Annotated in this window: 23 protein-coding genes; 9 read left to right on the top strand and 14 right to left on the bottom strand. The window is 68.9% G+C overall.

Annotated features, from left to right (window positions below; translation table 11 throughout):
• Positions 1 to 51 precede the first annotated feature (51 nt).
• Positions 52 to 426 (top strand): hypothetical protein, encoded by a 375-nt coding sequence (locus tag OG735_RS22080; RefSeq protein ID WP_327324903.1) that lies wholly within the window; start codon positions 52 to 54, stop codon positions 424 to 426.
• A 39-nt stretch (positions 427 to 465) separates the two neighbouring features.
• Here OG735_RS22080 and OG735_RS22075 read toward each other — a convergent pair whose 3' ends face one another.
• A complete protein-coding gene (locus tag OG735_RS22075; protein WP_327324902.1) occupies positions 466 to 2,265 on the bottom strand; it encodes an NHL domain-containing thioredoxin family protein in 1,800 nt (599 codons plus the stop codon).
• A 41-nt stretch (positions 2,266 to 2,306) separates the two neighbouring features.
• Here OG735_RS22075 and OG735_RS22070 point away from each other — a divergent pair, with 41 nt between their 5' ends.
• Complete coding sequence (locus tag OG735_RS22070; RefSeq protein WP_327324901.1) at positions 2,307 to 2,807, top strand: LURP-one-related/scramblase family protein; 501 nt, start codon at positions 2,307 to 2,309, stop codon at positions 2,805 to 2,807.
• Between the two features lie 117 nt (positions 2,808 to 2,924).
• On the opposite strand, the gene OG735_RS22065 is transcribed toward OG735_RS22070, so the two are convergent.
• The gene (locus tag OG735_RS22065; protein WP_327324900.1) at positions 2,925 to 3,740 is read right to left on the bottom strand and encodes a carbon-nitrogen family hydrolase; all 816 of its coding nucleotides are present in this window, start codon (positions 3,738 to 3,740) and stop codon (positions 2,925 to 2,927) included.
• A gap of 163 nt (positions 3,741 to 3,903) precedes the next feature.
• On the opposite strand from OG735_RS22065, the gene OG735_RS22060 reads away from it, so the two are divergent.
• A complete protein-coding gene (locus tag OG735_RS22060; protein ID WP_327324899.1) occupies positions 3,904 to 4,728 on the top strand; it encodes a maleylpyruvate isomerase family mycothiol-dependent enzyme in 825 nt (274 codons plus the stop codon).
• Positions 4,729 to 4,895: 167 nt separating this feature from the next.
• Here OG735_RS22060 and OG735_RS22055 read toward each other — a convergent pair whose 3' ends face one another.
• Both OG735_RS22055 and OG735_RS22050 read right to left on the bottom strand, forming a co-directional pair.
• Positions 4,896 to 6,197 carry an MFS transporter gene (locus OG735_RS22055; protein ID WP_327324898.1) on the bottom strand — a complete coding sequence of 434 codons (1,302 nt, stop codon included), beginning with the start codon at positions 6,195 to 6,197 and terminating at the stop codon, positions 4,896 to 4,898.
• Positions 6,194 to 6,835 carry a GntR family transcriptional regulator gene (locus tag OG735_RS22050; protein WP_327324897.1) on the bottom strand — a complete coding sequence of 214 codons (642 nt, stop codon included), beginning with the start codon at positions 6,833 to 6,835 and terminating at the stop codon, positions 6,194 to 6,196. The genes OG735_RS22055 and OG735_RS22050 overlap by 4 nt, the downstream gene beginning before the upstream one ends.
• 207 nt (positions 6,836 to 7,042) lie before the next feature.
• On the opposite strand from OG735_RS22050, the gene OG735_RS22045 reads away from it, so the two are divergent.
• A complete protein-coding gene (locus OG735_RS22045; RefSeq protein ID WP_327324896.1) occupies positions 7,043 to 7,984 on the top strand; it encodes a D-alanyl-D-alanine carboxypeptidase family protein in 942 nt (313 codons plus the stop codon).
• A 75-nt stretch (positions 7,985 to 8,059) separates the two neighbouring features.
• Here OG735_RS22045 and OG735_RS22040 read toward each other — a convergent pair whose 3' ends face one another.
• A complete protein-coding gene (locus OG735_RS22040; protein ID WP_327324895.1) occupies positions 8,060 to 8,968 on the bottom strand; it encodes a LysR family transcriptional regulator in 909 nt (302 codons plus the stop codon).
• A gap of 101 nt (positions 8,969 to 9,069) precedes the next feature.
• On the opposite strand from OG735_RS22040, the gene OG735_RS22035 reads away from it, so the two are divergent.
• Both OG735_RS22035 and OG735_RS22030 read left to right on the top strand, forming a co-directional pair.
• Positions 9,070 to 9,711, top strand: a complete 642-nt coding sequence (locus tag OG735_RS22035; RefSeq protein ID WP_327324894.1) for an NAD(P)-binding oxidoreductase — start codon at positions 9,070 to 9,072, stop codon at positions 9,709 to 9,711.
• The gene (locus OG735_RS22030; RefSeq protein WP_327324893.1) at positions 9,708 to 10,769 is read left to right on the top strand and encodes a DUF7405 family protein; all 1,062 of its coding nucleotides are present in this window, start codon (positions 9,708 to 9,710) and stop codon (positions 10,767 to 10,769) included. The genes OG735_RS22035 and OG735_RS22030 overlap by 4 nt, the downstream gene beginning before the upstream one ends.
• Before the next feature lie 34 nt (positions 10,770 to 10,803).
• On the opposite strand, the gene OG735_RS22025 is transcribed toward OG735_RS22030, so the two are convergent.
• The 7 genes from OG735_RS22025 to OG735_RS21995 are packed head-to-tail and all read right to left on the bottom strand — an operon-like array spanning position 10,804 to position 16,228.
• Entirely contained in the window at positions 10,804 to 11,634 is an 831-nt protein-coding gene (locus OG735_RS22025) for a carboxymuconolactone decarboxylase family protein (protein WP_327324892.1), read from the bottom strand.
• 43 nt (positions 11,635 to 11,677) lie between these two features.
• Positions 11,678 to 11,899, bottom strand: a complete 222-nt coding sequence (locus OG735_RS22020; RefSeq protein WP_327324891.1) for a tautomerase family protein — start codon at positions 11,897 to 11,899, stop codon at positions 11,678 to 11,680.
• Between the two features lie 10 nt (positions 11,900 to 11,909).
• Complete coding sequence (locus OG735_RS22015; protein WP_327324890.1) at positions 11,910 to 12,755, bottom strand: hypothetical protein; 846 nt, start codon at positions 12,753 to 12,755, stop codon at positions 11,910 to 11,912.
• Positions 12,752 to 13,984, bottom strand: coding sequence for an MFS transporter (locus OG735_RS22010; protein WP_327324889.1), 1,233 nt, complete (start codon positions 13,982 to 13,984; stop codon positions 12,752 to 12,754). The genes OG735_RS22015 and OG735_RS22010 overlap by 4 nt, the downstream gene beginning before the upstream one ends.
• A gap of 15 nt (positions 13,985 to 13,999) precedes the next feature.
• Positions 14,000 to 14,812, bottom strand: coding sequence for an SDR family NAD(P)-dependent oxidoreductase (locus tag OG735_RS22005; RefSeq protein ID WP_327324888.1), 813 nt, complete (start codon positions 14,810 to 14,812; stop codon positions 14,000 to 14,002).
• Between the two features lie 12 nt (positions 14,813 to 14,824).
• Complete coding sequence (locus OG735_RS22000; RefSeq protein ID WP_327324887.1) at positions 14,825 to 15,442, bottom strand: hypothetical protein; 618 nt, start codon at positions 15,440 to 15,442, stop codon at positions 14,825 to 14,827.
• Between the two features lie 39 nt (positions 15,443 to 15,481).
• Complete coding sequence (locus OG735_RS21995) at positions 15,482 to 16,228, bottom strand: AfsA-related hotdog domain-containing protein (protein ID WP_327324886.1); 747 nt, start codon at positions 16,226 to 16,228, stop codon at positions 15,482 to 15,484.
• Positions 16,229 to 16,494: 266 nt separating this feature from the next.
• Between OG735_RS21995 and OG735_RS21990 the strand changes: the two genes are divergently transcribed.
• Positions 16,495 to 17,526 carry a beta-ketoacyl-ACP synthase III gene (locus tag OG735_RS21990; RefSeq protein WP_327324885.1) on the top strand — a complete coding sequence of 344 codons (1,032 nt, stop codon included), beginning with the start codon at positions 16,495 to 16,497 and terminating at the stop codon, positions 17,524 to 17,526.
• Positions 17,527 to 17,555: 29 nt separating this feature from the next.
• Positions 17,556 to 17,810: an acyl carrier protein gene (locus OG735_RS21985; RefSeq protein WP_327324884.1), complete on the top strand. Its 255-nt coding sequence runs from the start codon at positions 17,556 to 17,558 to the stop codon at positions 17,808 to 17,810.
• A gap of 114 nt (positions 17,811 to 17,924) precedes the next feature.
• On the opposite strand, the gene rfbA is transcribed toward OG735_RS21985, so the two are convergent.
• Both rfbA and rfbB read right to left on the bottom strand, forming a co-directional pair.
• Positions 17,925 to 18,791 (bottom strand): glucose-1-phosphate thymidylyltransferase RfbA, encoded by an 867-nt coding sequence (gene rfbA / locus OG735_RS21980; RefSeq protein ID WP_327324883.1) that lies wholly within the window; start codon positions 18,789 to 18,791, stop codon positions 17,925 to 17,927.
• A 7-nt stretch (positions 18,792 to 18,798) separates the two neighbouring features.
• The gene (gene rfbB, locus OG735_RS21975) at positions 18,799 to 19,773 is read right to left on the bottom strand and encodes a dTDP-glucose 4,6-dehydratase (protein WP_327324882.1); all 975 of its coding nucleotides are present in this window, start codon (positions 19,771 to 19,773) and stop codon (positions 18,799 to 18,801) included.
• Between the two features lie 174 nt (positions 19,774 to 19,947).
• On the opposite strand from rfbB, the gene OG735_RS21970 reads away from it, so the two are divergent.
• On the top strand, positions 19,948 to 21,090 hold the full coding sequence (locus OG735_RS21970) for a nucleotide disphospho-sugar-binding domain-containing protein (RefSeq protein ID WP_327324881.1): 1,143 nt from the start codon (positions 19,948 to 19,950) through the stop codon (positions 21,088 to 21,090).
• The last annotated feature ends 12 nt before the right edge of the window (positions 21,091 to 21,102 follow it).

Here is a 21,102-nt window from a genome sequence, read left to right as displayed (position 1 = left end):
TGCCTATTCGCGAAACATCCGGGAAAGGGCCGGCCCGGCACGGTGGTGCCCATGGTTCTGCTCGGTCATCCGACAGCCGGCGCGACGCACCACCCGGGCCCGTCGCGCCGCACCCTGTCCCTCGCGTTCGCCTCGGCGGCCGCGGTCCTGCTCGCGGCCTGCTGGCTGGTGATCCAGCAGTACAACGAACGGCCGCCCTGGGCGCAGGACATCTCGTACGAGGCGGGCTTCATCCAGGGCAACCGCATCAGGCACTACGACCCGACCGGCCGGCAGGCGAAGGACCTGCTGGCCGGCGGGTGCGAGCGGTTCCGGGCGGAGGGCCGGGGCGGACTGAAGGCGACGTACGACCCCGGGCTGTGGGTGGCCGGCTGCCTGGACGGCGCGGCAGGGCGACAGCTCGAGAAGCAGGGCCTGTTCCACTAGGGCGGGACTTCTCAAACACCCTGGCCGCGGCCCACGCTCCTACCCCTGGTCCATCCCGGCCAGTACGAGCGGCAGCCGCGTCGTCCCCTCGGCGCTCACCCGGACCGGGACACCCCAGTCCTGCTGGTGCATATGGCAGGCCGGGTACTCGTTCTCGGGGTCGTCGTCACAGGACGCCGCCATCGCCGAGACATGCAGTACGCCCTCGGTCACCGCCGGGTCGATCTCCAGCTCGCGCGAGAGATCGGTGCCCGTGCCCTCCCCGTTCCTCAGCAGCTCGGGTGGGGTCGAGGAGACGAGCAGCCGGGTCGAAGGGCCGTACCGGGTGTCGAGCTTCTGGCCGGCCGGGGCCTGGAAGACCACGTCCAGCCGGAGCCTGCCCGGGGCGACGTCGGTGGCGGCGCGCTGGGTGCGGTGGGCGACGGCCTCGACGCGTACCGCCTCCTCCGGCAGCCGCAGCCGGGTCAGCCGGTGCCTGGCGGACTCCACCACCACGATGTCGTCGCCGGCCAGCACGGCGCCGCTCGGCTCCCGCAGGTCGGTGGCGAGCGTGGTCACTTCACCGCTCGCGGGATCGAAGCGGCGCAGCGCGTGGTTGTACGTGTCGCTGATGGCGACCGACCCGTCGGGCAGCGCGGTGACACCCAGCGGGTGCTGCAGCAGCGCCTGCCCGGCGGCACCGTCCCGGTGCCCGAAGTCGAAGAGGCCGGTGCCGACCGCCGTGTGCACCACCAGATCGCGGTCGATCCAGCGCACCGCCGAGGTCTCCGAGTCGGCGATCCACAGCCGGTCCTCGGTCGCCGCGAGCCCGGACGGCTGCGCGAACCACGCCTCGGCCGCCGGCCCGTCGACGAGGCCTTCGTTGGTGGTACCGGCCGCGACCTGCACGGTCCCGGCCGCCGGGTCGTACGTCCACAGCTGGTGGACGCCCGCCATCGCGATCCACAGCTGCCCGCCCCACCAGGCCACGTCCCACGGCGAGGAGAGCGACACATCGAGTGCCGGGCCGCTCGTCGGCGAGCCCTGCCACCACTGCTTGCCGGTGCCTGCGAGAGTCTCGACCGCGCCGGTTTCGGGGTCGTACGCACGGATGGTGTGGTTCACGGTGTCCGCGACCGCGACCCGGCCGTCGGGCAGCAGCGCGAGGCCCTGCGGCTCGTTGAACTCGCCGCCGCCGCCGCTGGTGCTGGTGCCGGTGCCGCTGATACGCCGTACGACGCTCTCACCGTCCGGCTCCAGCTCGACCAGCTGATTCCGGGTCGAGTCGGAGACGAGGAAGTTCCCGGAGGGCAGCAGCAGGGCCTTGCCGGGGAAGCGCAGATCGCCGGCGACCGGCTCGGGCGCGACATACGGCCCGTCCCCGCGCCGCAGCGTTCCCTTCGCGGCGTGCTCGGCCTCGAGCTCCTCCACAAGCTGCTCGATGGCGTGGGCATGCCCCTCGCCGGCGTGATGGGCGACGATATAGCCCTCGGGGTCGATGACGACGAGCGTGGGCCAGGCCCGGACGGCGTACTGCTTCCAGGTGGCGAGCTCGGGGTCGTCGAGTACCGGGTGGTGCACCTGGTAGCGCTCGACGGCGTCGACGACGGCCTGGTGCTCGGCCTCGTGCACGAACTTCGGCGAGTGGACCCCGATGATCACGACGGTGTCGCGATGCTTCTCCTCGAGCTCCCGCAGCTCGTCCAGGACATGCAGGCAGTTAATACAGCAAAATGTCCAAAAATCAACAATGACAATACGTCCTCGCAGGTCAGCAAGGGTGTACTGCTTTCCGCCTGTGTTGAGCCAGCCGCCCTTGCCGATCAGCTCGGGGGCCCGAACGCGTGCACGTGTAGCCATACCTCCATCCAACAGCACGGAGCGGGGTAGTCATTCCAGGCATGAAATACCTCGTGCGCGACAAGATCTTCGCCATCGGCGAGGACTACTGGATCGAGGACGAAGCCGGCCGCCAAGCCTTCCTCGTCGACGGCAAGGCGCTGAGCCTGCGGGACACCCTGGAGCTCAAGGATCCGACCGGGCTGGTCCTGATCACGCTGCGCAAGAAGCTGCTCAGCCTGCGGGACACAATGACCATCGAGCGTGACGACAAGCCGCTCGCCACCATCCGTAAGAAGCGGCTGTCGCTGCTGCGCAATCACTACCGCGTGACGCTCGTCGAGGGCACCGAGCTCGATGTCAGCGGACGGATCCTGGACCGGGAGTTCACGGTCGAGTACGACGGCGAGCTGCTGGCCCACATCTCCCGGCAGTGGTTCCGGGTGCGGGAGACGCACGCCGTGAACGTCGTACGGGAGGACGCGGACGCGCCGCTCATGATCGCGGTCGCGGTCTGCGTGATCCATATGGCGGAGAAGGAGCGAGCGGGCGACGACGACTAGGCCTCGCCGACGGGGCTCCACCCCGGACCCCGCACCCCCGAAGGGCGTGCGGGGGCCTGGGGCCTGCCCCCCAGTTACGGGAAGGGACGGGTAGGCGAACACCCCCGCCACAGGTGCCTAGGGGCGGCGGGGTTCCGCGAGCCCCAGCCGGCGGTCCTTGAGTACGGGGAACTGCTCCCGTGTCGTCCCGACCTTGGCCGGGTCCAGCTCGACGCTCAGGACCTCTTCGTCCGGGCCCGCCTCGGCGAGGATCTCGCCCCAGGGGTCGACCACGATGCTGTGTCCGGCCTGCTCGACGCCGGCGTGGGTGCCTGCGGTGCCGCAGGCCAGGACGTACGCCTGGTTCTCCACGGCGCGGGCGCGGGCCAGCAGCCGCCAGTGCTCGCGGCGGCGGGCCGGCCAGCCCGCCGGGACGACGAACGCCTGCGCCCCGGCGTCCACCAGACCTCGGAACAGCTCCGGGAAACGCAGGTCGTAGCAGGTCGCGAGGCCCAATGTGAGCCCCGGCGACGACTCGGTCCCGGGCAGCGCGACGGTCACGAGCTCGTCGCCCGCGCCCATCATCACCGCCTCACCCTTGTCGAAGCCGAAGCGGTGGATCTTCCGGTATGTGCGGGCAAGATCGCCCGTGGGGGAGATGACGAGGGAGGTGTTGTAGAAGGTGCCGTCCGGGGCGCGCTCGACGACGGAGCCCGCGTGCAGCCACACTCCGGCGTCGCTCGCGGCCTTCGCCATCACCTCGTACGTCGCACCGGCCGGCGATTCGGCCTCGTCGGCGAACGACTCATAGGCGAACGCCCCGACGGGCCACAACTCCGGAAGCACCACCAGGTCGGCGCCCCGCTGGTCGCGCACGAGCGAGGCGACGCGCCGTCTGCGGGAATTGACCGATTCGTCCGGGTCTACTGCGATCTGGATGAGGGAGGCGCGCACACTACCACCGTCCTGGCATTCGAGCCGTCATCACGGGCCTACGATCGTCACACGAAAGCACTGCCGGGCTGCCGTCCGGCAGCGTAACTTAACTGCCGAGCCTCCCACGCAGCCCAGCAGTCAGCAGCCCAGCCCGCGTACCGCAGAACCGCCGAGGGGTCCCGTGACCGTCCATCCCAGCCTCCAGACCTACGCCGATGCCTGGACCCACTCCATTGAATCGATAGCCGAGCTGGTGCAGCCGCTCGTCGAGGGCGAGTGGAACCGGCCCACGCCGTGCCCCGGCTGGTCCGTGCGCGACCTGGTCTCGCATGTCATCGGCATGGAGTGCGAGATGCTCGGCGATCCGCGGCCCATCCACACACTGCCGCGTGATCTCTACCATGTGCAGAGCGAGTTCACCCGCTACATGGAGATGCAGGTCGATGTGCGCCGGCACCACACGGCGCCGGAGATGACCTCCGAACTGGAGTACACGATCATCCGCCGGGCCCGTCAGCTGCGCAATGAGAGCCGCACCCCCGACACCATGGTCCGCGCCCCGCTGGGCGCCGAGCAGACTCTCGAACTGGCCATCCGGATGCGCGCATTCGACACCTGGGTGCATGAGCAGGATCTGCGGTCGGCGCTGGGCAAGCCGGGCAACCTCGACTCCCCCGGCGCCTACATCGCCCGTGACTGCCTTCTGGAAGCCCTGCCCAAGGTGGTGGCCAAGGACGCGGGCGCCCCGGCCAACTCGGCCGTCGTCTTCGATGTGCACGGCCCGCTCGAATTCCTCCGTACGGTGCGGGTGGACGCGGACGGCCGCGGCACGGTCGACGGCGCGCCCTCGCTCGGCCCCGTGGTGACCCTCGCGCTGGACTGGGAGACCTTCTACCGGCTGGCCTGCGGCCGGGTGCGGGCGAGCGCGGTGTCGGACCGGGTCAAGGTGGACGGTGACGCCGAACTGGCGGCCGCGATCCTGCGGGAGTTCGCGGTTACGCCGTAGGCGCGCCGGGCGGGTCGCCCGGGGGCGACCTCCACCGGTCGGGATTCAGCGGTCGGTTTTCAGCGGTCGGGTTTCAGCGGTCGGGTTTCAGGGTCGGGTTTCAGGGTCGGGTTTCACCGGTCGGCGGCCGGCGGGGCGCCGTCGTCCGCCGGGGACCCCTCACACGCTCACACCGGTACGTGCACGGCCTCCACCCGGCTCGCCACCAGCCGCTCCCGCTCCCGCCGTACCGTGCGCGCCCGCAGCCGCAGAATCTGCGCGATGCCCAGCGTCTCCAGCACGAACACCGACGAGAACGCGATCCGGTAGTTGTCGCCGGTCGCGTCCAGCAGCACCCCGACCGCCAGCAGCGTCGTCATCGAGGCCACGAAACCACCCATGTTGACGATTCCCGACGCCGTCCCCTGCCGCTGAGGCGGATTGGCCGGCCGGGCGAAGTCGAACCCGATCATCGACGCGGGCCCGCACGCCCCGAGCACCGTGCACAGGGTGATCAGCAGCCACATCGGGGCCCGGTCACCGGGGTACGCGATGGTGGTTGCCCACAGCAGCGCGGTCGCGCCGACCGTGCCGAGGGCCAGCGGGACCCGTGCCGCGTGGTGCCGGGCGATCACCTGCCCGTACACCAGCCCGACCACCATGTTGCAGAGCACCACCAGCGTCAGCAGCTCACCGGCGGTCTCCCTGGAGAGACCCTGTGCCTCGACCAGGAACGGCATCCCCCACAGCAGCAGGAACACCATGGCGGGGAACTGGGTGGTGAAGTGCACCCACATGCCGAGACGGGTGCCGGGTTCACGCCAGGACTCGGCGATCTGCTTCCGTACGAACGCGGATCCCGCGTGCTGGGCGGGCGGTGGCTCGTGGCCCTCCGGGTGGTCCTTGAGGAAGAGCGACAGCAGCACCAGCACGACCAGTCCGGCTGCCGCGCTGCCCGCGAAGGTGGCGGTCCAGCCGAGGCCGTGCAGCATGCGGGCGATGACGACGGTCGAGACAAGGTTGCCCGCCATCCCGAAGAGCGCGGCGACCTGCCCGATCAGCGGTCCGCGCCGGGCCGGGAACCAGCGCGAGCCGAGCCGCAGCACGCTGATGAAGGTCATGGCGTCGCCGCAGCCGAGCAGCGCGCGCGAGGCGAGTGCCGTCCCGTACGACGGTGAGAGCGCGAAGCCCAGCTGCCCGACGGTGAACAGCACCACGCCGAGGGTCAGGACCTTCTTTGTGCCCAGGCGGTCGACCATCAGACCGACGGGTATCTGCATCCCGGCGTAGACCAGCAGCTGAAGGATGGAGAAGGTGGAGAGTGCGGAGGCGTTGACGTCGAAGCGGTCGGCGGCGTCGAGGCCGGCGACGCCCAGCGACGTACGGAAGATGACGGCGACGAAGTAGACGGCGACGCCGATGCCCCACACCGCGGCGGCGCGGCGGCCGCCGGGTGGATCGCCGGGCAGCGCGACGGCGGAGGCGCTCACCGGACCTCGCCCCGCGCCAGATTGCTGAACCAGCCGACGTGCCGGTGCACGAGCGCGGCTGCCGCGTCCGGGTCGCCGGCGCGCAGGGCTTCGAGGATCTCGCTGTGTTCGGCGACGTTCTTGGCGATCCGGTCGGGGTGGGAGTGCATCACGGCGACGCCCATCCGCAGCTGGCGGTCGCGCAGTTGGTCGTAGAGGCGGGAGAGGATCTCGTTGCCTCCGCTGCGTACGATCTCGGCGTGGAAACAGCGGTCGGTGACGGCGACGGCCGCCAGGTCGCCCGCCTCGCCCTGCCGCTTCTGCTGCTCAAGGAGCTCTTCGAGCCGGGCGAGCAGCCGCGGCGACGCCGGTACGGCCTTGCGGGCCGCGTGCTCCTCGACCAGCAGGCGGGTCTCCACCACATCCGCGATCTCCTGCGCGGAGACGGCGAGCACGAGTGCGCCCTTCTTCGGATAGAGCTTGATCAGACCCTCGACCTCGAGCTTGAGCAGCGCCTCACGGACGGGGGTGCGCGAGACGCCGACCGCGTCGGCCAGCTCGCCCTCGGTGAGGAGAGTGCCGCCCTCGTAACGACGGTCGAGGACTGCTTGCTTGATGTGGGTGTAGACGCGTTCTGCGGCGGGAGCGGCGGCGGGCATGCGCACAGCTTAGATACAACACAGGTGCATCAGAAAGCCGGGTCCACGATGCAGGACGGGGCCCGGGCGCACGAAGTGGACACAACTATCGTGCCGTCGCGTACATCCCTTTGGCGTACTCATGTGTCTCGTATCGAGACCCTCCTTGCACCCCGGGTTCTTTTGATCCCTTTTCAACCCATTCGCGGATTCGGAGCGTTCCCTTTGATGTCCAGTCACACCGGCCTGCGCAGAGCCGCCACGGTCGTCCTTGCGGGAGGCCTGCTGCTGACGGCCTCCCCCCTCGCCGCGCCCGCCCAGGCGGCGCAGCCGATCCCGGCCATAAACGCCAAGGGCGGCTTCCTGCTGGACCAGGCGACGGGCAAGGCGGTCTACGGCAAGGCCAACGACATCCGCCGCCAGATGGCCAGCACGACGAAGGTCACGACCGCGATCGTGGTCCTCACCACCCCCGGTGTCGACCTCAACCGCAAGGTGACCATCAAGCAGGCGTACCGCGACTACGTCGTCCGGGAGGGCGCGAGCACCGCGGACCTGAAGACGGGCGACAAGGTGACTGTCCGTCAGCTGCTGTCCGCGCTGATGCTGCCCTCCGGCTGTGATGCCGCGTACGCGCTGGCCGACACCTTCGGCACCGGCACGACGACCGCCGCGCGCACCAAGTCGTTCATCGGGAAGATGAACGCGAAGGCCACCCAGCTCGGTCTGAAGAACACCAAGTACGACTCGTTCGACGGCATCTCTTCGGCAGGCAGCAACTACACGACCCCGGCCGACCTCGCGAAGATGGCCCGGCACGCCTTCAGCAGTGCCACCCTCCGCGATGTCGTCAAGGCGACGCAGTACAAGACGACCGCCACGACGAGCACCGGCGGCACCCGCACGTACACCTGGTACAACACCAACAAGCTGCTCGGCTCCTACAGCGGCGCCGTCGGTGTGAAGACCGGCTCCGGCTCGGCGGCGGGCTACTGCCTGGTCTTCGCGGCCACCCGCGGCACCAAGACCTACGTCGGAGTCCTCCTCGGCGAAGCCGACCCCAACGTCCGATTCACCGACGCGGGCAAGCTGCTGGACTTCGGCTTCGGTTCCAGCACCGCGCGGACCATGGAGCTGCGGACCCTGCCGAAGGGCACCCAGCGCGACTGATCCGGCCCCGCAGTGCCCGAGACGCCGACGCGATCCGCGTCGGCGTCTCGTTGTGACGACACCCGGTGGACCGTGTCAACCGGGCAGCCAGCCCGCCTCCGCCGCCGCCTCGAGTGCCACCCGCTCGAAACGCTCGGCCGACGGGGGCGCGAGGTCCGGCAGCACGAGCGCGACCAGCAGCCGGTCGTGGGGCTCGGCCAGCGGCAGCCACCGCAGCCACGGTGCGAGTCCGTCCGCGGAGGCCTCGCCGACCAGGGCGACGGTCTCCGCGTCGCGCAGTACGCGCTGGGTGGGATCGAATGCCACCGGCCGTTCGACCAGCCGGGGCCGTACGCCGGCCCGGCGGAACAGCTCGACCAGCTCGTCGTAGTGGGCCGGGTTGGCCTCGCGCGGATGCGCCAGCACCGGGAACGCGGCGATCGCCGCCGGGTCGACGACCGGTGCGGCGGCCGCGAGCGGATGGCCCGAGGCGACCAGGATCCCTCTGCGCTCCCAGCGCAGCGGCCGCACGCGCACACCCTCGGCCGGCTCCGGAGTACGCGCGATACCGACATCGGCACGGCCCTCCAGCACGGCCCGACCGATATCGGGCGTGCGGAGCATCTCGGCGCTCACCTCGATGTCGGGGTGGTGCCGGTGCAGGGACTCCACCAGGTAGGGGACGGTGCCGTACCCGGTGCTCGCGCTGTAGACGATCCGGATCCGGCCCAGCTCGCCGCGGCCCGCGCGGCGCGCGGCGTCCCAGACCTCGGCGAGCGCCGCCAGCGCGGCCGGGCCACGTTCCTGGACCGCGCGGCCCGCTTCGGTCAGCCGCACCACGCGGGTGGTCCGCTCCAGCAGCCGTACACCCAGCTGGGACTCCAGGCGGCGGATCTGCGCGCTCAACGCCGGTTGCGCGATGTGCAGTTGCTCGGCGGCGCGGGTGAAGTTCCGTTCCTCGGCGACGGCCAGGAAATAGCGCAGCAGCCTGGCCTCCGGAATCATGGAGCCAGCATACGGATCGCGGTGAATTCATAACCGCTGCCTATGAGTTGAGACCAGCGCGGTCTTTCCCCTCCGTCGTTTCCCGCTCCTACCGTGCTGACATGAGACTCGTCATCGCCGGGACCATGTCGCCCGGCACCACCGCGGTGCACTTCGCGGAACTCGCAGGCGCCAGGGGTCATGACGTAGGCCGACTCGGCACCTATGACGAGGTCGGACCCGTCCGCCGGGCACTCACCGGCGCCGACGCCGCCGTCCTCGTCCCCAAGCGCGGCGATGCCCGGCTGCACGCCCAGCAGGCCATGCGTACCCTGCTCGCCGCCGCTGCCGAACTGCCCACGCCCCCGCGCATCATGCTGGTCAGCTCGTTCGTCGTCGGTCATGGCAGGGCTCACCCGCTGAGCCGGGTCGATGCCACCCAGCTGCCCGCCAGGATCGCCTCCGAAGAGGATCTGCGCGCCAGCGGGCTGCCGTACACGATCGTCCGCCCCACCTGGCTCACCGACGATCCACCCGGTGCGCACGCCATCACCCTCACCCAGGATCCGCACGCCGACGGCATGGTCTCCCGAGCGGACATTGCCGTGGCACTGATCGCGGCCATCGAGAGCGGGAGCGCCGTCCGTACGACCTTCGGGCTGTTCAGCGAGCCGGGCACGCCGCCTGCCGACTGGGCAGCCGCATACGCCCGCCTCCAGCCCGATGCGTACACCGGACCCGACCCCGACAAGGAACTCGTATGAAGCTGCCCGAGGCCCAGCACGCATGGGAATCGACCTTTCTCACCGACGAGGAGGGCCGTCCGCTCGCCCCGCGCTTCCACCGGCTGCTCATGCTCGACGTCGTGGACCACCCCACCGCCGCGGACGCCGAGCGCCTCGAGGGTGCGCTCGCCGCCCTGGAGGAGCGTTTCCCGCACGGACCCGACGGACTGCTGACCTGCCTGGGCTGGGGGTTCGGCTGGTACGCGCAGCACACCGCCATCCGCTCCCCCGTGCCCCGCGCCATCCCGATGGCCCGCTGGGAGAACCCGAAGCTGGAGGACATCGCCGCCTGTCTGCATCTTGCGTCCGACGACGAGGACCGCCTCGCGGAGGTCACCGACGCGCTCTTCGGACCCGGCCCGCTCGACCAGCGCGCCCGGCTGCGGATACGCGAGGTACGCACCGGTTTCGTCGGGAGGGGGCTGCCCGCCGAGCGGCTGCCCGAGCGCGGGCTCTCCCCGAAGGCGCCGCTGCTGCTCGGCTTCCACTCGGGGCTGCGCGGCAACCAGGCGACCGAGGAGAGCATCACCGTCCCCGAAGGCCCGCTGGCCGGCGGCACCACCATGCATGTGAGCCATATCGAGCTCGACCTCGACAGCTGGTACGAGCAGGACCGCGACACCCGCAGTGCCCGGATGTACGCGCCCGGCATCGGCGCCGACGAGGCCGAGAAGCTGGTGGACGACGCGGAGAGCGACGCGGACCGGCTGCCGGCGCTGGCCGTTGCGCACGGACAGGTGGGACATGCGCAGGCCACCGGCCGCGCCAGGCTGTACGGACGCCCCCGCATCAACCGGCGCGACTTCGCGACGCTCGACCATGGTGCGCCCGGGACACATTTCGTGTCCCTGCAGCGCACCATGGAGGACTTCAACGCCACCCGCGCGGTGATGAACGCGGCCGACGCGCGCGGGCATCACGGCGACATCGGGGTCCGCCGCAACAACGGCATCAACTCCGTGATGGAGGTACGGAGCCGGGCGACCTTTGCCGTACCGCCGCGGGCCGCCCGCGCGTTCCCGAACCTGAGGCCCTAGTCGGTGACGGGCCCGTCCGGCAACCGGTGTGTCCTCAATCGCCGGACGGGCCCGAATGCGCCGCCCGCTCCGCGAAGACCTCGCGGGCGGCCGTGATGCCGTTGATCGCGGCGGGGAAGCCCGCGTAGACAGCCATCTGCAGGATGGTCTCCACGACCTCGTCCTGGGTGCCGCCGACATTGAGCAGCCCGTTCACATGCACCTTGAGCTGGGGACGGGCCGTACCCAGCGCGGTGCACGCGGCGATCGTCACCACCTCACGGGCATGCAGGTCGAGACCGCCGCGTGTGTAGATGTCCCCGAAGGAGAACTCCACGATGTAGCGGGCGAGATCGGGAGCGATGTCCTTGAGGCTCTCGATCACCGCCTCGCCCGCGTCGCCGTCGATCTCGGCGAGCGCGTCCCAGCCGCGGTCATAGCGCGGCGCGTCGTCGCTCTCGCTGACGGCGTGCGGGGCTTCGTCACTGTCGTCCGTACGCTCCGCGAACACCGCCTTGGCAACATTCAGACCGTTGATGGCCGCAGGGAATCCCGCGTACACCACAACATGAAGGATCGCCTCGACAATCTCACGCCGCGTCACACCGATATTGAGCGCTCCGTGAATATGGAACTTCAGCTGCGGTGCGGCATGCCCGAGAGCCGTCAGGGCGCCCACCGTCGCGAGCTGCCTCTGCCGCAGGGTGAGTGAGGACCGTGCGTAGATATCGCCGTAAGGAAACTCGACCGTGAACCGACCGAGGTCGGGGGCGATGTCGGAGAAGCTGTCGAGCACCGAAGGACGTTCCTCGGCGGCGAGCTGCTGCAGGATTGCCAACCCCCTGCTGTAGCGGTCCTTCCCATCGTCGTGAGACTCAACTGCCATGCCTGGATGACTCCTTGTTCCATGGTTCAGGACCTGCGCCGGCTCACTTCCGGCGCCGGCTCAACTCCGGAAATTCCGGGTTCGTAGCCATGATCCCACCCTCGCCCCAGCGATTCTGGGGAATCTCCTGAATGACCACCGCTATCTTGTCGAGCGGCGCTCCGGTGACCTTGTGTGTGGCCTTGGTGATCTCCTCGATCAGCTCCTGACTCTTCTCATCCGTCTGATTCGGCCACGTGGTCACAGTGATGAACGGCACAGCCACCAACCTCAATTCATTCCGTCGTTACGAATTCGTGAAATTCCGGCTTCTGAAGTTTCAACTGGGCATGAATATCGCCGCCCAGACCGAACCAGCCGATGGCACCGCCGTAGTTCTGCTGATAACTCATCCACAGCACCACGACATTGATGATCCGGTTCGCTCCCGGTGTGCCGGGCGCCGGGAAGGGATGCGGCATGGTCGCGCGGTAACTCGCGCTGCCGTCCTCGTCGGTGACGAAGACATTGGGCACACCCAGCGGACCGGGCCTGGTGGGCCCTGCCGGGTCCAGGTCGTGCTGACGCAGGGACATCACGGTGTAGAGGCTGCTCGGGACCAGCCCGCCGAACTCCATCCGGAATACGGCGCCGCGGCCGTCCGGGGTGAGTTCCACCTCCAGCACCCCCTCCGCCTGGACCCACCGGCCGAGCGTGATCGGCTCGGTCACCTTGGGCCCGTCCTCCGGCCGCAGATCGGGGATCGGCGCCTGATGGAGCGGATAGCTCGGCCGTACGATCTCGTTCGCGTCGGGCCGCTGCTCGGGTGCGAAGACCATCGGGTAGTTGTTGCACGGCAGTGGAAGCGGAAGCGTATGCAGCACCATGTCCCGGTCCGCCGGGTCGAGTTCGCTGCCCAGCTCGCGTACGACGGTGTACGGGAGCTGCTCGCCGAACGCCGGCAGATCGCTCTTGGGGCTGACGATCGCTGATCCCCAGGACCGTTCGACACTGCCCGAGGGCCCCTCCCGGTTGATCATTCCGATCACCACGAAGTCGCCTTCGGCGTCGACGATTTCACTGGGCGGATACGACGGCCCCTGGGTGGTGGGGCTGAGCCGGTAGCTCCGCGAACGGCTCATCGCGAACCACTCCCTTCTGCTGTGTTGTCCCGGAAACCGAGCGCCGCCAGTGCGGCCGCGAGTCCCACGGAGCCCGCACCGGTGGCCACCACGGCACCCCAGCCGCCGCCGGTCCACACCGGGCCGAGCGCGGCGCTGGCGGCGCTGCCCGCGAGCAGACAGACGAGCATGTACATGGACGAGGCGGCGCCGCGCTGTTCCTGCGGCACGGACTGGGCCAGCAGCACCAGCACGGCCGGCTGGCACGAGAAGACACCCAGGAAGAGCAGCAGCATCCCGACGACCAGCAGCGCGGTGCCCGACGCCGCCCCGAGCGCGGCGACACCGGCCAGCACCAGGCCGAGGCCCAGCAGCACCACATGGCGCGGCGCGATCCGACTGCTCAGCCGTCCGGCCAGCGGTGCACCCAGCACGCCGGTCAGACCGATCAGGCTCACCGTGCCGATCGCACCGGCGCTGAAGTGGAAGGGGGCGCCCTGCAGCCGGTACGTCAGAAACGTGACGAGTCCGAGATAGCCGAAGAACAGCAGCGCCCCGACCCCGAACAGCCGCACCACGGGCCCCTGTCCGAACATCCGCAGCGCCGCCAGATACGCCTGCCCCACCGGCTTGCGGGTCCGGCGGTCGCCCGCGCGCGGTGTCGGCAGCAGGCGCAGCAGCACCGCGGTCAGCACATTGAGCGCCGCGAGCAGCAGCACCGCCCTGTGCCAGTCGGCCCACCCGGCGACGACGCCGGTGAAGGAGCGCCCGAGGGTGATGCCGGCGACCGTGGCCCCGATGATCAGTCCGAAGAAGACACCGACCAGACCGTCGGGAGCGATCCTTGGCATCAGCGCGATCATCGCGGCCGGTACCGCGGCGGCCGCGATCCCGGCCACGGCGAGCAGCAGCGCGAACACGCCGAAGTCGGGCACCACCGCCGCAAAGGAGATCAGCGCGGCGACTGTCAGCGCTCCGCTGCCGCCCAGCACCTTGCTGCTGAACCGGTCGGAGAGCGGCCCGAAGAGAAAGAACGACAGGGCGTACGCGAAGCTCGCCACGGTGAAGACCAACCGGGCGTCCTCCGGGCCGACCTTCAGTGATGCGGCGATCTCGGGGAAGACCGGCTGCGTCATATAGATCGTGGAGACCGCGCAGCAGGTCGCGGCCGCGGCGACGACGGCCGCGCGCCAGGCCGCCGCCCTGGAACGCTCGGCAGCGGAGGGGGATGTCTGGGCCGTGGTGACCATCTCGGCTTCCTCCACCTACAGCGCCACCGAGGCGCCGCCGTCGACGGTGATCGAGGCACCGTTGATCTGCGCGGCGCCGGGCGACACGAGATAGGCCACCGCCTCGGCGACATCGGCGGGCGTCGGCAGTGATCCGTACGGCGTCTTGCCGAGGAAGTCCTCGCCCACCTGCTCGGGGCTGATGCCGAAGCGCCGGCCGAGGTCCGCGAGGGTCTGCGTCCACAGATCGGTGTCGGTCGCACCCGGGTCCACGGTGTTGACCCGCAGTCCGCTCCTGCCCAGGTCGCGGGAGATCGCCTTGGCGAAGCCGCCGAGCCCGGCGTTGGTGACTCCGTTGATCACAAAGAGCGGATCGGGCTCGCGGCGGAACGAGCCGTTGATGAAGACGATCCGGCCCGCTCCGCGTTCCACCATGGTCCGGGCGACGGCCCTGGTGAGCCGTATCGCGCCGAACAGCTTGCTGTTGACCGTGGTGTTCCACTGCTCGTCGGTGGACTCGAGCAGGGGAGCCACCGGTCCGTCGCCCGCGGCGTTCACCAGCACGTCGATCCGGCCGAAACGCCCCAACACCCAGGCGATGCCCTCTTCGACCGACGCGGTCTCGTTGATGTCGAGGACCACGGCAGTGAGCTCGTGCGTTCCGTCGCCACTCTCGGCGAGCCGCTCGGCGATGCGCTTGCGGGCCGCTTCCAGCCGGGCCGCGTCACGGCCGAGCAGCACCACGCGTGCCCCGTCCGCGGCCAGCCGCTCCACGACCGCGCCGCCGATTCCGCCGGTGGCGCCGCTGACGACGGCCACATCACGGTCCGTCTCCTTCAGCTCAGTCATCGTTGCGGCCCCTCAGTTCTCGACGCGGGCGTAGATCCGGGTGTAGAGACCCCGGTCGGTGATGTACGTATCCCCGGCCTGCCTGACGATGTCCTGGTACCGGGGAGAGGTAAACACCGCCTGGTAGACGTCGGGTTCGACGGAGAATCCGGAGACGAACAGCACTCCGGGCTCGGTGCTCAGCAGGGAGTGGTAGGCGAGGAAGACCTCGACCTCGTCGTGTGTGCGTACGACGTCGAAGATCGTGCGGTCCCGCCACTCCCGGTAGGCCTCGTGCACCGGCGGCTTGACCTCGACATGCCTCAGCTGGATGTACGGAGTCGCCGGCAGCGGATCGTCGGTGTCCTTCGGCGCCTCGACGAACTCGACGACCTGGCGGCGGAAGTCGCCGGCCAGAGCGGGCGCGATGGTGGCCGCCAGCTCCCGCTGGGCCGCATCGCGCTCGGCGATCTCCGCGAGGCCACTGACCGGAGTCAGCTCCACCAGCAGACCCGCGTCGTCGAGCGAGCGGTAGAGCACGGAGCCGGGGTGCTCGAAGGCGGCGTTGTGCGCGGTCCAGGCCGCGATGGTCTTGTCGATCTCTTCGCTCTGCACCGGCACTTCGGTCACGAGCAACAGGCGTGCGGACACGAGGATTCCTCCTGGAAAAGGGAGTGAGAAGTGAAGAGGTCAGGCGCTGGTCTCAAGAAGACCCTTGAGCGCCTTCTGGGCCTTGCGACGCTCGAGTACGGCGATCTTCTGGCTGGGAAATCCGGAGAATCCGACCCTGCCGGAAGCCGTCAGTTTTCCGCTCTGATACAGCTCCACATCGAGGGCGAAGTCCAGCTGCCTTTCCGGCTTGTCGACCGAAAGTTCGTTCACTGTGCATCGTATTTGCGCGGGAAGCGGGAAGAGGAAGTTCTCGAACGTCAGGTTCATGGAGTTCCAGACGATGTAGAAATCGCTGAGCGGCCAGCGGTTGCGGTACCCGCACTCGAAGACTCCGACGAACAGCTGGCGCACCGCCTCGACGATGACCATGCCCTGGACATGCTCTCCGGTCTGGTGGTCCAGCAGCAGTTCGTTGTCGCCGTGCACCCGGATGTCCGCGGTGTAACGCGCGCCGTCCACGTGGCGGAGGTTGGCCAGCAGAACGTTGTTCTCGCTGTGTTTGTGCACTACATCGCGGCCCTCCGGCTCCACCTGCTCGCCGGTGAAGCGGATCCGGTCGGTCAGTTTGCGCCGGTCGATGGCCTGCTGGAGGTAACCGCGCTCGAAGCTGCCGACGCCCTGGCCGCCGTGCAGCAGGACCTCGCCCTGTCCGTCGTCGAACACGCCCTTGTTGATCTCCGCGGTCAGCCCGGAGATGGTGCGGACGTCGTCCGAGTGCACAAAGCCTGTGAAGCGGTCCGCGACCACCATGACGTGGGTGCTCATCTACTGTTCCTCTCCCGGTAATTGCGGCGTAACAACCGCACAGGAAGTACGTCATGGACATTAGTTTCCTGAATTCCCGCGGCACAACTGCCAGACCGGGGTGGCCGATCGGCTACGCCGCCCGATGTGACCTGCAAGCATCGCCTAGATACTCGTTGACGATCGCTCAATTCAATGAATACTTTCGAAGCAAGCTTCCATGGAATTCCCTATATCCGGCACCACTTGGAAGACTTCGACGAGGCTTCGACAAGGGGATGAATGACATGGTTTCAGAACCGGAAAGTCACCACAGGGCCGCGGTCATCACCGGTATCGGTTCCTGGCTGCCGGCCCGAGTGGTCACCAACCATGAGCTCTCCGCCGAACTGGACACCAGCGACGAATGGATCCGCAGCCGTACGGGCATCGCCCAGCGGCATGTGATCGACGAGGGCATGGCCACCTCGGACCTCGCCGTCGAAGCGGGCCTGCGCGCCCTGAAGTCGGCCGGCGCCTCGGACGTGGACGCGCTGGTGGTGGCCACCACCACGCCGGACAGGCCCTGCCCGGCCACCGCACCCGATGTGGCCGGACGACTCGGCCTCGGCCCCGTACCCGCCTTCGATGTGTCGGCCGTGTGCAGCGGATTCGTCTACAGCCTCGCCGTCGCCTCGGGATTCATCGCCGCCGGCATCGCCGAGCGGGTGCTGGTGATCGGCGCGGACGCGTACTCGACCATCCTGGACCCGCAGGACCGCACCACCCGTGCGGTGTTCGGGGACGGGGCGGGCGCCGTGGTGCTCCGTGCCGGCAGAGCGGACGAGGAGGGCGCGCTCGGACCGTACGACCTGGGCAGCGACGGCGCACTCGCCGATCTGATCACGGTGCCCGCGGGCGGTTCCCGGCAGCGTTCGGCCCCGCGGCAGATCGTCGAACGGGCCGACCACTACTTCCAGATGCAGGGCAAGCGGGTCTACCGCAATGCCGTGGCCCATATGTCGCAGTCCGCACGGCGGGTGCTGGCGAGCGCGGGCTGGACCACCGACACCCTCGATCACGTCGTCGCCCACCAGGCGAACCAGCGCATCCTCGACGCCGTCGCCGCGGAACTGGAGATCCCGAACGAGCGGCTCGTCTCCCAGATCGAGCGGGTGGGCAACACCTCCGCCGCCTCGATCCCGCTCGCGCTCGCCGACGCCGCCGCCTCCGGCACTCTCCGGCAGGGTCAGGGCGTCCTGCTCACGGCCTTCGGCGGCGGGCTGACCTGGGCCTCGACCGTGCTGCGCTGGCCGGATGTCACCGCAGTCACCGCTTGACGTCAACCACCGATGAGGAGAAGTGACCCATGAGCGACCTGAAGAGCCGGGTGACCGGAATACTGGTCTCCACGTTCGGCCTCGAGCCCGCCGCACTGGCGGACAGCCCGACGCTGGAGTCCCTGGAGTTCGACTCGCTGGCCCTGGTGGAGTTCGCCACCGCCCTGGAGAACGAGTTCTCCATCCCGGTCGACGAGGAGGAGATCACCGTCGAGCACACCCTCGACGATGTGCTGAACCTGCTGTCGCAGAAGCTCACCACGGCAGGCGCCGGCACCTCCTGACACCACCGGCTCCTGAAGCATCAGTTCCTGAACCACCAGTTTCTGAACCACCACACGACAGATGGCCGTCCCCGCACCCGGGGACGGCCATCCATCTGTGTCCTGCGGTCCCGTTCAGGCCAGCAGCCGCGCCAGATGACGTCCGTAGTCCGACGAACGCCCATAGGTGTCGATGCTGTTGGCCACATCGGCGGCGCCGATGAATCCCATCTGGAAGGCGACCTCCTCGATACAGGCGATCTGCACCCCCTGCCTCGTCTGCACGGCATGCACATAGCCGGCCGCCTCGAAGAGGCTGTCGTGGGTGCCGGTGTCCAGCCATGCCGTACCGGATCCCAGATTCACCAGCCGCGCCCTGCCCTGCTCCACATAGCGCCGGTTGATGTCGGTGATCTCCAGTTCGCCGCGCGCGGAGGGCGACAGCTCCGCCGCGTACGACACCACATCGTTGTCGTAAAGGTAGAGGCCGGTGACCGCCAGGTCCGACTTGGGTTCGGCAGGCTTCTCCTCGATGTCGAGCAGCCGGCCCTCCTCGTCCAGTACCGCGATGCCGTACCGCTGCGGATCGTCGACCTGATAGCCGAAAAGAGTCGCCCCCTCGAGCTGCGCGACCTCCTTGCGGACGGTGGTCGGCAGATCCTGGCCGTGGAAGATGTTGTCGCCCAGCACCAGGCAGACCTGGTCGTCACCGATGAAGCGGCGGCCGAGCAGAAATGCGTCGGCCAGGCCACGCGGCTCGTCCTGCTGGGCGTACTCGAGCCGGATACCGAGCCGCTCGCCGTCCCCGAGCAGCCGGTGGAAGTCCTCACGGCTCTCGGGGGTGGTGATGATCAGGATCTCGCGGATCCCCGCCAGCAGCAGGACGGAGAGCGGGTAGTAGATCATGGGCTTGTCGTAGACCGGGAGCAGCTGTTTCGATGTCACCGAGGTCAGCGGCCGAAGCCGGGTGCCGGCGCCGCCCGCCAGGATGATTCCACGCATCAGCGATTCACCTTTTCTTCAGTGCTGTCCACCAGTCGCGGTTTTCCCGGTACCAGTCGATGGTGTCGGCGAGTCCGGATGAGAAGTCGTGCCGGGGCTCATAGCCGATTTCCGCGCGCGCCTTCGACCAGTCCACGGAGTAGCGGCGGTCGTGTCCTTTGCGGTCCTCGACGTACTCGATCATTTCCCGGCTGTGGCCCAGGGCATCGAGGAGCAGATCGGCCAGTTCAATGTTGGCCAACTCCTGTCCGCCGCCGATGTTGTAGATCTCACCCGGCTGCCCCTTCTCCACCACCAGCTGGATACCGCGGCAGTGGTCGTCGACATGCAGCCAGTCGCGCACGTTCGTTCCGTCGCCGTAGAGCGGTACCTTCTTCCCTTCGAGGAGATTGGTCACGAACAACGGGATGACCTTCTCGGGGAATTGGTACGGGCCGTAGTTGTTGGAGCAGCGCGTGATCCGTACGTCCATTCCGTACGTACGGTGGTACGCGAGGGCCAGGAGGTCCGAGGACGCCTTGCTTGCCGCATAGGGCGAGTTGGGGTTCACCGGGTCGGTCTCGGGCCATGAGCCCCGCTCCAGCGAGCCGTAGACCTCGTCGGTCGAGACATGCACAAAGGTGCCGACCTCATGCCGTCGGGCCGCGCTGAGCAGCACCTCTGTGCCGAGCACGTTCGTACGGACGAAGACCGACGCTTCGGCGATGGACCGGTCGACGTGCGATTCGGCGGCGAAGTGCACCACGACGTCCTGGCCGGCCATGACGGCGCCGACCACTTCCGGATCGCTGATGTCGCCGTGCACGAACGTCAGGCGCGGATCGGCCAGATGTGGCGCGATATTGCTCTTGTCTCCGGCATAAGTCAGGTTGTCGAGCACGGTGAGCCGTTCCACCGCGCGGCCGAGCAGATCGTTGCCGAGGAGGCTGCGCACATAGTGCGAACCAATGAAACCTGCCCCGCCGGTAACCAGAATGCGCATGGAATTCACCTGTCCAGCATTCGAGGACGATTGCCGACGACCCTGCCAGCGCCACCGTCCGCCCGACAAGGCGCTTCTGGGCTGCCCGTGAGGCATGCACCAGATGGCTACACCCAAGGGACTGATAATTGGCGGGCGTTGACCGAAGGAAAATGGATTCCTTATGTTCGAGCAATGCGAATTCTGGCGACCAGTGCTCCCAACCAGGGGCATCTCTATCCAATGATTTCGACGCTGTGGGCATTGCGGAACGCCGGTCACGAGGTACTGGCCGCGCTGCCCGACAGGTTCGCGCGGCTCACCGCCGAGGCGGGAATCTCGTCCGTGGCGGTCGCCGAGGACTTCCGGCTCGGCGACCTCGGTACCCGCAGGGCCCAGCAGGGCTCGTCGATCGAGGAGCTGACCGACCACATCATCGACTACTACGTGCCGGCCACCGAGCGCACCGTGGACCGGACCGTGGCGCTGGCGAAGTCCTGGCGGCCCGATCTGATCGTGTGCACCGACTGGGAGTACGCGGCGCCCCTGGCGGCCGACCTGATCGGGGTGCCGACGGTCCTGCACGGCTGGGGCCTGCTGGCGGACACCGCGGTCGACGAACCGATCGCCGAGGCGCTGCGGCCCGTCCGGCGCAAGTGGGGTCTCGGCGAGGAGGCGCACACCCACTGGAAGATCATCGACAACTGCCCTCCGGAACTGCAGTGGCGGACCCCGCCGGCCAACGCCGTCCCCAGCCGGTACGTCCCCTTCAACGGGGCCGGCCTGATGCCGGACTGGCTGTTCGAGGAGCCCGAGGCGCCGCGGGTGCTGGTCACCCTCGGCAACGCGCCGATCGGCGGTGACCACGCCAATGTGCTCCAGCGCACGGTGCAGGCGCTGACCGCCTTCGACGTCGATGTGATCATCGCGGTCGGCGACCACATCAAGCTGGACCAGCTGGGCGACCGCCCGGCACGCACCCGGCTGATCCACACTCTGCCGCTCTCGCAGGTGCTGCCGTCCTGCACCGCCGTCATCCACCACGGCGGCGCGGGCAGCGCGATGGCCGCGACCGTCGCCGGCATTCCTCAGCTCGGACTGCCGCAGATGTGCGTCCAGTACCAGCACGCGGACCGGATCGCGGCGGTCGGCGCCGCGCACGTACTGCACCCGGAGGAGGCCTCGGTCGAGGCCATCAGGGAGTCCATGCACAGCGTGCTCGAGGACCCCGGTCTGCGGGAGGTCGCCTGGCGGCTGCGGCACGAGAACGCCGCGCGCACCGGTCTCGACGAAACGGTCCGCCTGCTCGAGACGGCCTTCGACACCGAGGGCCGCTGACCGCGATCGGCC

Origin of the sequence: Streptomyces sp. NBC_01210 (assembly GCF_036010325.1) — a bacterium.
Classification (GTDB): domain Bacteria; phylum Actinomycetota; class Actinomycetes; order Streptomycetales; family Streptomycetaceae; genus Streptomyces.
Note: the sequence above shows the minus strand (reverse complement) of the source record. Positions and strands in the feature narration are given on the sequence as shown.